Source organism: Pseudomonas sp. AU12215 (assembly GCF_001675465.2).
Classification (GTDB): Bacteria; Pseudomonadota; Gammaproteobacteria; order Pseudomonadales; family Pseudomonadaceae; genus Pseudomonas; species Pseudomonas nitroreducens.
Genome location: NZ_MACM02000020.1, coordinates 1 through 6,796 on the forward strand (window position 1 = coordinate 1; position 6,796 = coordinate 6,796).

The window sequence follows — 6,796 nt, forward strand, 5'->3', positions numbered from 1 at the left end:
TGCCCCCTCTCCCTGAGGAGCGGGGCGCGCAGCCAGGGTTGGGGTGAGGGGGAAGACGCAGCGACGGACGATCCAGAGAAGACAGTTGCTCCTACAGGTTTACCGCCAGCTCACCCGCAGGTTATCCAGGCGCTCCTGGCAGCCGGTGCTGATCCCGGGCTCCAGGTAGCTCGACAACATCGGCGCCATGCCCTTGAGCACCTGTACCGGCAGTGCCGAGGTGAACTTGAAGTTGTCCGACTCGCTGCCGGCCACGTAGGCGGTCAGCGTGCCGAAGTGGCGTGGGCCGATGTAGAAGACGAAGGTCGCCGTGCGGTTCATCGCCTTGGAACTCTTCACCCAGCCGCTGCGGGTCACGCTCTCGATGCGGTTGTCGCCGGTGCCGGTCTTGCCGCCCATCACCAGTGCGTTGCCATTGGCCAGCTTGAAGGTGCCTGACAAGCGCCGTGCGGTACCCGCGTCCACCACCTGCGACAGCGCCGTGCGCAGAGCCTGGGCGACCTCCGAACGCATCACCTGGCGGCCATTGTTGGATTCCGGGCCGAGGGTGACCTCATAGGGCGTGGCGGCGGCGAAGTGCAGGCTATCGATGCGCAGGGTCGGCTGGCGCACACCATCGTTGAGGATGATCCCCATCAGCTCCGCCAGCGCGGCGGGGCGGTCCCCGGAGCTGCCCAGCGCGGTGGCCAGCGATGGCACCAGGTGGTCGAACGGGTAGCCCAGGCGCTTCCACTGTTCATGCAGGTCGAGGAAGGCTTCCACCTCCAGCATGATGCGGATGCGCTTGTCGCGGGCGTACTTGTGCCGCGACTTGAACAGCCAGCCGTAGACCTGCTTGCGCTCGGCGCCGCTGGCGGCCACGGCATCGGCGAAGGTCGCCGCCGGCTGGCGTTGCAGGTAGCCCAGCAGCCACAGTTCCAGCGGGTGCACGCGGGCGACGTAGCCCTGGTCATTGAGGTCGAAGGCGCCCGGTCCATAGCGGGTGTAGAGGTCCTCGATGCGCTTGTCGGTGAGCTTGTCGCCAGCGTATTTGCCCTGCTTCAGGCGGTCCTGCAGGAAGGCGGTGAAGGTCGGCAGATCGGCCTGTGGTTGCAGGTAGCGATGGATCGCCGCCAGCCGCACCGGCCAGGCGCGCAGGCCATCGAGAAAGGTATTCAGGCGGTCGTCGTTGTCCTTGCCCTTGTATTTCTGCCAGAAGCGCAGCAGGTAGACCTGGCTTTCCTTGTCGACGAAGCGGTCCAGGTAGTCCTGCCGACGCGGGTCCTTGTCGTCGGCCAGCACCGCAACCTTGCTGCCTTCGTTGGCGTAGATGTCGTGGCGCACCAGATCGCGCAGCAGGCGCACGAAGGGCAGGTTGATGGATTCGCGCAGCGCGTCCTGCAGGGTCGGAATGCGACCGTTGTCCTCCTTGCGGAAGTTGCTGAAGGTGTGCACGCCGCCGCCGGTGAAGAAGCTTTCATAGGGGCTGGCGGAGTACTTGCGCTGCAGTGCGGCGGCGAGCATGTCCGGCAGGTTGCGGTCCTTGGCGGCGATCAGGTAATCGATGGACCAGCGACTGAGGATGTCCAGCGGTTCGATGTCCACCTTCTTCAGCTCGGCGACCGTCATCGGCGCGTACTGCTGGTGCAGGTCGGCGATGGTTTCCAGGTAGGTGGCGAGCACGCGCAGCTTGGCGGTCGAGCCCAGCTCCAGCTTGCTACCTTCGTTGATGTCGAAGGGCTGCTCGGTGCTGTCGGTCTGCACGCGCACGCGGTTGCCGCTGGGGGTGCGCTCGAACAGGGTGAAGCTGTAGCGCACGTCCCTGGTCTTGTCCTTGGACAGCAGGTGCTCGCCGAACAGGCCGATCTGCTCGGCGAAGTCCGGGTCGGACAGGTGCCGCAGGTAGCCGGTGACCTGCTCCTGCAGTTCATGCTGCAGGGTCGTGGTGAAGCTCATGTCGAAGCGATCGAGGTCATACAGCGGCACGTCGAGCATGCCGGCCAGGCGGGTGCGCGCAAGGCCGATGCCCTTGTTGTTTTCCAGCGGGGTGAAGCTGGGCTCGCTGCGCGGATCGCGGAATACCAGCTTCTGCTTGAGCGCCGCGTCGCGAAGTTCCGGGGCGATCACGTTGTTCTGCGCGAGCAGGCGCAGGTAGCTGTCGGTCAGCACGGCCAACTGGTCGCGGCCACGGGCGAGGTACCAGGAAGGCCGGCGGTGGGCAATCATCAGCGAAACGACCTGGCGCAGCGCCTTGCCCTGCGCGGCAAGCTCCGCACCGGAGCCGGGCGGGGCGTTGAGCAGCTTGTTGACCTGCTGGTAGTCGGCGCCGTACCAGATCCACAGGCCATCGGGCAGGCCGCTCACTTCGCCGTAACCCGGCTGCGCCGAGAGCGGTACGGAGTTGAGGTAGGTGAGGGCGACGTTGCGCCGTGCGGCCATGTTCTCCGCGCCGTTCTGGTAGGTGCGCACGCTGGCCGAAGCCATCTGCCGCAGCTTGTCGGTGATGGAGTTGGTGCGGCCATCCTCGGAATGGCGGTATTTCTCGATCTGCGTGGCCAGGGTGCTGCCGCCGGGGGCGTGGTTGCCCAGCCCGACCAGCTTGCCCACCTGCGCCACGGAGGCCTGGGTGAAGCGGCTCCAGTCGATGGCGGGGTTCAGGTAGGGGCGGTCGGGATCGAGCAGGTCGCGGTTCTCGATGTACAGCAGGCTGTTGACGATGGCCGGGGAGATGCTCTCGAAGTTGGCGTAGAGCCGCTGCGGGTAGCGGAAGTTGTAGATCGGCAGGCCGCGACAGTCGGCGATATCGACGCCGGCCTGGGCCTTCTCCGGGTAGGGCGGGAACATCCCGTGGCCGGTGTACTGCATCAGCGGATCGGAGAAGCGCGCCTGGCTCAGGGTGACGAAGTTGCGCTCGTGCAGGCGGCCCAGGAAGGTCGGCAACTGCTGATAGCCCAGGCGCCGATCGAAGGGGCCGCCTTGTGGATAAACCACAGCGTCGGTGCTGCCCTGTTCCAGGCGCCAGGTCAGGCCGGTGGCGTAGCGTGCCAGCTCGCGCGCCTGCAGCTTGGAGGTACGCGCCTCATACAGCAGCGCCGCACCCATGGCGGCAAGCAAAGGCAGGAGAAACAGGAAGAGAAGAAGGAAGCGGTGGTGATGCACTTTCTGTGGGGAAAGGCCGGGCCCCGGACTTCCCGGTTGGCCTGCCACTTGCGTACCGGAATGCTTCGAGTTGCCCATATTCACGCCCCGCCCATGCTTGTACGACAGCCCAGGTAGCGAACTCCGCCCACGTGATGGCCGACGCCCCTCCCGGCGCCGCGAAAGCCCCTAACCTGCGGCTTTCCTAAGTTCCAGCGTAGTTGGCGGCGAAAAATCTGCGCGCCGCCAGGTGCCGTTCGTGGCTCGCCGGATTGATTTGCCGACGGCCAGCAGGTGGAATGTGATTATTTGGACAGGAATGGCCGCCGATGCGTTCGTACTTTTTGCCCCTGATCGCGCTGCTGGGCGTTTCGTTGAACCTCGCCGCCGCGCCGATGCCCTTCTATAAATGGCAGAGCAAGCTCGATGGCGCCTATACCTGCCAGCAGACATCACCGGGCAGTGGCTGGCAGAAGATCGGCGGACCGTTCAGTGATGCCGGGTGCCGCAAGGCGTTGCCGCAGACGCCGCCGCCCAGGGGGCTGGCGGTGCCCAAGTCGTTGAGGACGCCGTAGCCCGTCACCGGCACAGGAGCGGATTGATCCGCGATCGCCTCTCCCCACTCACGGATATCGCCATGACCGACCACGACGCCCGAATCCGCCAGAGCTGGCAGGCCAACGCCGATGCCTGGACCCGCGCGGTGCGCGAGCAGCGCATCGAGAGCCGGCGGCTGGTCACCGACGCGGCGATCCTCGCCGCGATTGCCGAAGGTCCGGCACGCCGTGTGCTGGATATCGGTTGCGGCGAAGGCTGGTTGTGTCGTGCGCTGGCCGAGAAGGGCAGCGAGTGTGTCGGCGTGGATGCTTCCGCACCGCTCATTGAAGCCGCGCAGATGGCGGGCGGTGGGCGCTATGAAGTGATGGATTACGTGGGACTCATTGAAGCCGGAGATTCACTCGGCCAGTTCGACGCCCTGGTGTGCAATTTCGCCTTGCTCGACGAGTACCTCGCGCCATTGCTCGGCGTACTTCGCGAGCGGCTCAATCCCGGCGGGCGGCTGCTGATCCAGACCGTGCATCCGTGGGCCGCCTGCGGTGACGCGCCCTATGTGGACGGCTGGCGCCTGGAAGACTTCGCTGCCTTCGGCGGTGAGTTCAGCGCACCGATGCCCTGGTTCTTCCGCACCCTGGAGTCCTGGCTGGCGCTGCTGGCCGCCAGCGGCTGGCGCCTGCGGCAACTGCGCGAGCCTCGTCATCCGGACACCGGCAAGCCCTGCTCGCTGCTGCTGGAGTTTCAGCCGCTGGGTGGCTGAACCGCTCTACACCGGCCCTGGTGGCGCGGGAAGATGTGGCGATACGCCGCTATCCCTTTGGTCACATTGCACCTTGGTGGTGCAGACGATTCCCTCCTACTTGTGTAACACTCGCCCGCGACCTCAGCCGTGGTCCTCCCGCAATGCCCACGTCCGCTTCACAAGAGCGGGCAGCCTCTTCCGGTGTGCCGTCCTGGAACTGCCAGACACTTCTCCCTCCGTGCCGCCCGGCGCGGTGGCGAAGCCTTTTCGGCGGTTCCGCATCCCGACTGCACTTAGAGTCCTCGGCTGATATTTCCCAAGAACAAAATGAGGTTGCATCACCATGTCGTCCCACGATCTCCAAAGGGATCTCAACGAGCGGCACATCCGTCTCATGGCCCTGGGCGCCTGCATCGGCGTCGGTCTGTTCCTCGGCTCCGCCAAGGCCATCCAGATGGCCGGCCCGGCCATCATGCTTTCCTACATCATTGGCGGTCTCGCCATCCTCGTGATCATGCGCGCCCTCGGCGAGATGGCCGTGCACAATCCCGTGGCCGGCTCGTTCGCCCGCTACGCCCAGGACTACCTCGGCCCGCTGGCCGGTTACCTGACCGGCTGGAACTACTGGTTCCTCTGGCTGGTGACCTGCGTCGCGGAGATCACCGCGGTGGCCATCTACATGGGCATCTGGTTCCCCGACGTGCCGCGCTGGATCTGGGCGCTGGCCGCGCTGGCGAGCATGGGCACCATCAACCTCATCGCCGTGCGCGCCTTCGGTGAGTTCGAGTTCTGGTTCGCCCTGATCAAGATCGTCACCATCGTCGCCATGATCCTGGCCGGCGCCGGCATGATCTTCTTCGGCCTGGGCAACGGCGGTATCGCCACCGGCATCTCCAACCTCTGGAGCAACGGCGGCTTCATGCCCCACGGCATCACCGGCGTGCTGATGTCGCTGCAGATGGTGATGTTCGCCTACCTGGGCGTGGAGATGATCGGCCTCACCGCCGGCGAAGCGAAGAACCCGCAGAAGACCATCCCGGGCGCGATCAACTCGGTGTTCTGGCGCATCCTGCTGTTCTACGTGGGCGCGCTGTTCGTGATCATGTCGATCTACCCGTGGAACGAGATCGGCACCCAGGGCAGCCCCTTCGTCATGACCTTCGAGCGCATGGGCATCAAGACCGCCGCCGGCATCATCAACTTCGTGGTGATCACCGCCGCGCTGTCGTCGTGCAACGGTGGCATCTTCAGCACCGGCCGCATGCTCTACAGCCTCGCCCAGCATGGCCAGGCCCCGGCTGTGTTCGCCAGGACCTCCGGCGGCGGCGTGCCGCGCAATGCGCTGCTGCTGTCGATCTTCGCGCTGCTGCTGGGCGTGCTGCTGAACTATCTGGTGCCCGAGAAGGTGTTCACCTGGGTGACCTCCATCGCCACCTTCGGTGCCATCTGGACCTGGGCGATGATCCTGCTGGCGCAGTTGAAATTCCGCCGCGGGCTGAGCGCTGCCGAAGCCGGCAAGCTGCAGTTCAGGATGTGGCTGTACCCGATCAGCTCTTACCTGGCCATGGCCTTCCTGGTGCTGGTAGTGGTGCTGATGGCGTTCTTCGAAGATACGCGCATCGCGCTGTATATCGGCCCGGCCTTCCTGGTGCTGCTGACGGTGCTGTACTTTGCGCTCAACCTTGCTCCCAAGGAGCAGGGCAGCGTCGCCAGTCGCGCCTGATGTGCGGTTGAACGATTGAAAAAAGGGCCTCTTCGGAGGCCCTTTTCTTTTGCTGGGTGATTACGCCGTGGGCAGGCTGCCGGCCATGCGCGTCAGGCTGCGGTCGAGTTCGGTGATTTCCAGTTGCAGGCCGATGGGGCGTTTTTCGATGAGTTCGGCGAGGGTCTGTTCGGCGGTGGCGAACAGGGTGTCGACGATGCGCTGGCGCAACTCCTCGGGGCGGCCAGGGGCGATGCGGATCTGGATGTTGATGAAGGCTTCGTCCCGGGTGTTGGCGCCAACGTGGAACTGGTCGATGGCGCGGGCGAAGGTGCGCAGGCCGTTGCTGGGGAACACGCCCAGGCCTTTTGCGGCTTCATGGAGTTTTTCAGGCAGTTCCAGGGGCAGCAGGTCGTTGGTGAGGTTGGCGGTGTAGTCGATGGCGATGTGGGGCATTGAGTTTGTCCGGAGCGCAGGTGGGGCCATCCTAGAGCGACTTGTTTGCTCGGGACATACGGGTGATTACTTAGTTGGGGTTGGGTGTTTCTGCGTCGCTTCGGTGTGTTCGGATGTATTGGGTTTCGCCCCCTCGGGCGAGTTACTTTCTCAAACGCCAGAAAGTAACCAAAGCGCTTGCCCCTCCATCCGGTTTTTCGCTTGGGGCGAAAAATACCCTCGTT

General features: G+C 64.9%; 5 protein-coding genes. 3 read left to right on the plus strand and 2 right to left on the minus strand.

All coding sequences use genetic code 11. The features are described from left to right. Positions 1 to 99: 99 nt before the first annotated feature. Positions 100 to 3,081 carry a transglycosylase domain-containing protein gene (locus A9513_RS05795; protein WP_231387836.1) on the minus strand — a complete coding sequence of 994 codons (2,982 nt, stop codon included), beginning with the start codon at positions 3,079 to 3,081 and terminating at the stop codon, positions 100 to 102. A 365-nt stretch (positions 3,082 to 3,446) separates the two neighbouring features. On the opposite strand from A9513_RS05795, the gene A9513_RS05800 reads away from it, so the two are divergent. From A9513_RS05800 to A9513_RS05810, 3 genes are all read left to right on the plus strand, one after another. After that, on the plus strand, positions 3,447 to 3,692 hold the full coding sequence (locus tag A9513_RS05800) for a hypothetical protein (protein ID WP_065084194.1): 246 nt from the start codon (positions 3,447 to 3,449) through the stop codon (positions 3,690 to 3,692). A 62-nt stretch (positions 3,693 to 3,754) separates the two neighbouring features. Beyond that, on the plus strand, positions 3,755 to 4,432 hold the full coding sequence (locus tag A9513_RS05805) for a bifunctional 2-polyprenyl-6-hydroxyphenol methylase/3-demethylubiquinol 3-O-methyltransferase UbiG (RefSeq protein WP_065084195.1): 678 nt from the start codon (positions 3,755 to 3,757) through the stop codon (positions 4,430 to 4,432). 325 nt (positions 4,433 to 4,757) lie between these two features. Next, positions 4,758 to 6,137, plus strand: coding sequence for an amino acid permease (locus A9513_RS05810; protein WP_065084196.1), 1,380 nt, complete (start codon positions 4,758 to 4,760; stop codon positions 6,135 to 6,137). A 60-nt stretch (positions 6,138 to 6,197) separates the two neighbouring features. Here the strand turns inward: A9513_RS05810 and A9513_RS05815 are convergent, their stop codons facing one another. After that, positions 6,198 to 6,572 (minus strand): 5-carboxymethyl-2-hydroxymuconate Delta-isomerase, encoded by a 375-nt coding sequence (locus tag A9513_RS05815; protein ID WP_024765563.1) that lies wholly within the window; start codon positions 6,570 to 6,572, stop codon positions 6,198 to 6,200. Positions 6,573 to 6,796 lie beyond the last annotated feature (224 nt).

Bases quoted from the DNA above. Each gene is read 5' to 3' on its own strand.
- A9513_RS05805 (WP_065084195.1), top strand. From the start codon at position 3,755: ATGACCGACCACGACGCCCGAATCCGCCAGAGCTGGCAGGCCAACGCC.
- A9513_RS05815 (WP_024765563.1), bottom strand. From the start codon at position 6,572: ATGCCCCACATCGCCATCGACTACACCGCCAACCTCACCAACGACCTG.
- A9513_RS05800 (WP_065084194.1), top strand. From the start codon at position 3,447: ATGCGTTCGTACTTTTTGCCCCTGATCGCGCTGCTGGGCGTTTCGTTG.
- A9513_RS05810 (WP_065084196.1), top strand. From the start codon at position 4,758: ATGTCGTCCCACGATCTCCAAAGGGATCTCAACGAGCGGCACATCCGT.
- A9513_RS05795 (WP_231387836.1), bottom strand. From the start codon at position 3,081: ATGGGTGCGGCGCTGCTGTATGAGGCGCGTACCTCCAAGCTGCAGGCG.